General features: G+C 65.7%; 3 protein-coding genes and 1 pseudogene. 2 read left to right on the forward strand and 2 right to left on the reverse strand.

Annotated features, from left to right (window positions below):
* On the reverse strand, positions 1-833 hold an 833-nt coding region (locus ACFV8T_RS45425), incomplete at its 3' end, for an IS256 family transposase (RefSeq protein WP_385339750.1).
* A 122-nt stretch (positions 834-955) separates the two neighbouring features.
* Between ACFV8T_RS45425 and ACFV8T_RS45430 the strand changes: the two are divergent.
* Positions 956-1,687, forward strand: a pseudogene (locus ACFV8T_RS45430) (IS5 family transposase); the annotation flags it as partial.
* A 7-nt stretch (positions 1,688-1,694) separates the two neighbouring features.
* Here ACFV8T_RS45430 and ACFV8T_RS45435 read toward each other — a convergent pair.
* A complete protein-coding gene (locus ACFV8T_RS45435) occupies positions 1,695-2,243 on the reverse strand; it encodes a YrhB domain-containing protein (protein ID WP_384988426.1) in 549 nt (182 codons plus the stop codon).
* A gap of 299 nt (positions 2,244-2,542) precedes the next feature.
* Between ACFV8T_RS45435 and ACFV8T_RS45440 the strand changes: the two genes are divergently transcribed.
* Positions 2,543-3,177 (forward strand): IS5 family transposase (locus ACFV8T_RS45440; protein ID WP_385339754.1); only part of this gene is annotated, 635 nt, incomplete at its 3' end.

The following is a 3,177-nucleotide window of genomic DNA, read 5'->3' on the forward strand; positions in this document are numbered from 1 at the left end:
GCGGACTTGGGCAGGCAGTTGGCGACGTTGCGGGCTTTGTGAACCCAGCACCTTTGCGGCCTGGCCGCCGGGAACACCTCGGCGAGCGCCCGCCAAAGGCCCATGGCGCCGTCGCCGATGACCAGCTCGGGGTCACGCATGCCGCGTCGGCGGCAGTCGCGCAGCAGGTCGGCCCACGACTCGGTGGACTCGCGCAGGCCCTCGGCCAGGGCGATCAGCTCCTTCGTGCCGTCCAGACGTACCCCGAGCAGGACCAGGACGCACGAGTGGGCCTGGCCGAGCCGGACCTTCGGGTGCACGCCGTCCGCCCACACGTAGACGAAGTCGCGGTCGGAAAGGTCCCGGTTCTGGAAGGCGGTGTGGTCGTCGCTCCACTGCTTGGTCAGCCGTGTCACGGTCGCGGCCGACAAGCCGGCCGTGCCGCCCAGGAACTGCTCCAGCGCCGGGACGAAGCCGCCGGAAGACAGGCCGTGCAGGTAGAGGAGCGGCAGCACTTCGGAGATCTTCGGGGACTTGCGGCACCACGACGGAAGGATCTTCGAGGAGAACCGCTTGCGCTCGCCGGTCTCATCGTCGACGCGGCGGTCGTTGATCCGCGGGGCCTTGACCTCGATCGGTCCGGCGGCGGTGACCACGGTCCTTTCCTTGTGGCGGCCGTTGCGGACCACGAGACGTCGGCCGTACTCGTCGGTCTCAGCCGACAACTCGGCTATGTACTGGTTGACTTCCGCTTCCAGCGCGGCGGCCAGCATCCGGCGGGCGCCTTCCCGCACGATCTCGTCGATCAGGGAGCCAGACTGTGTGGAGCCGTTGTCGGTGACTACGCTGAGCACGGGCGTACCTTCCCGACCCGCGCTGCAACGCGGGCCTACTCGGAGACCTTAAAGATCATTCGGGAAGGTACGCCTTCTGCATGCCCTTCCGGAACCGATCCACAAGTCCTGAGCATTGCTCGGAGAAGCATCCGCGGCGGCGGATCGTCGATGCGATCTTCTACGTAGTTCGGACCGGGTGTGCCTGGCGGCAGCTGCCGAAGGACTTCGCGCCCTGGCCGACGGTGTACTGGTACTTCACGTGGTGGCACGACGACGGCACCGTCGGGCGCATCCATGACGCCCTGCGCGGCAAGGTCCGTGAAGCTGACGGACGCGACGTGGAGCCGAGCGCGGGCTTGATGGACTCGCAGTCAGTTCGCGCCGCTGACACGGTCTCTGCTGCCACCAGGGGCTTCGACGCGGGCAAGAAAGTGAAGGGCCGCAAGAGGTTCATCGTCACCGACACTCTCGGCCTGCTCCTGGCCGTCCACGTCGTCGCGGCGAACGTTCAGGACCGCGACGGTGCGAAACGGCCGTTGCTGTGGACCAGGCTCGACCACCCCAACGTCAAGAAGATCTGGGCCGACCAGGGATTCGCCAGCCGCCTTGTTGAATGGGCCGCCGAGATCCTCGGCCGCGACCTGGAGATCGTCCGCAAGATCCCTGGCCAGCGTGGTTTCCAGGTCCAGCCGAAGCGGTGGGCGGTAGAGCGCACCTTCTCATGGCTCACCGCACACCGGCGCCTCGCCCGCGACTACGAAACCAGCCCGGCCCACTCGGAGACCATGATCCGCTGGGCAATGATCGGCATCATGGTCCGCCGACTCACCCGACAAGGTCGGGCAACGCGGCCAGGGCCCCGTCCCCTTTAGCGGGCCGCTACTGAGCCGGGCCCGCCAGCGTACTGATGGGCAACGGAGGGCACATCTCCGGCTTCCGGGTGAGTCTCACCAGTTCCTCTGGAGGTTCGTTCCCGTCCCGGACAGCCGTGACATAAGCTTTCGCCTGCTGTGGTCCCAACAACGGAGCCTGCTTCCGTAGGTGGCGTATCGCGGCCATCGTCCCGTCAGAGTGCACGAGTGCCAGGACATCCGTGATCAGCGGATCGGGAGGTCGGATACCTCTGACCTGTTGAAGGTAGAGCTCCTCCCAGCCTTCGCCGACGAAGGTAGTGACAGGGATGTGGTGGATGCTCCCGTCTTGTCGATCCACCAGATAGGGCCCATGGCCCACCAACATCTTCCCGGTATCACGGCTGCGGATGTACTCCACCGACTGCCAGAAGACCAGCCAACCGAGGGCGTGTTCCTCCACGTCAAGGACAGCGAGCTCGGGCAGCTGTGCCATCCATGGTGACTCCTGCCGCTCTCTCGACAGCAGGGCCTCGACCAGCTCCACGGCGCGTTCCTTGATGACCACGTCCCTCATCTTTCACCATGGCGCAACCAGGTTTCGATCCCGACCGGACCAGTCGCACATCGCCCAGATCGAGATCTCAAACGCGGTCTGAAAGAGCGTTTTATCCCGTCCGGGGCGCTTCATCACAATTCGGGTGACGGAACGGCTCGGGTCGGCTGAGGCTTCAGACGGCTGTTGTGGCAGGTGGGGCGGGTGACGTCTTTCGAGGGCCCGTTTCGGTCCCTTCGCTTCTGTCTGATCCCAACACGCCCCCGGTCGCACCTGTTTGCGCCCTGTAATGGGAGAGCCGTCATCGCTACTACAGAAACATGCCTCGCAGACCGCGACCGTATCCGAGCGACCTGTCCGATGCCCGTTGGAAACTGCTGGAACCAACTCTGGCAGCCTGGCGGGCCGAACGAAGAGGGAAGGGCCTGGACATCGGCCGGCCGCCCGAGCACGATCTGCGCCGGATCATGGACGCCATCCTCTACGTCGACCGCACCGGGATCCCATGGAGGTATCTGCCGCACGACTTCGCTCCGTGGGAAACCGTCTACGGATACTTTGCCGCCTGGCAGAAGGACGAGGTCTTTGACCAGCTCAACGGTCTCCTGCGACGCCTGGTCCGGAAGGCCGAAGGCCGCGAAGCCGAACCCAGCGCCTGCGTGCTCGACGCCCAGAGCATCAAGACCTCAGCCAATGTGCCCGCGGCCAGCCAGGGCATCGACGCGGGCAAGAAGATCGCAGGCCGCAAACGACACATCGGCGTCGACACGCTCGGCCTCCTCCTGGCCGTGCTGGTCACCGCCGCCAGCGTCTCCGACAACGCCGGCGGCATCCACCTGCTCTCGGACATCGCCGAAGGGTACCCCCGCATCACCAAAGCCTGGGCCGACACCGGCTACCGCACCAAAGTCATCGATCACGGTGCCCGCTTGGGCATCGACGTCGAAGTCACCCG

It is taken from the genome of Streptomyces sp. NPDC059832 (assembly GCF_042731715.1).
GTDB lineage: Bacteria > Actinomycetota > Actinomycetes > Streptomycetales > Streptomycetaceae > Streptomyces.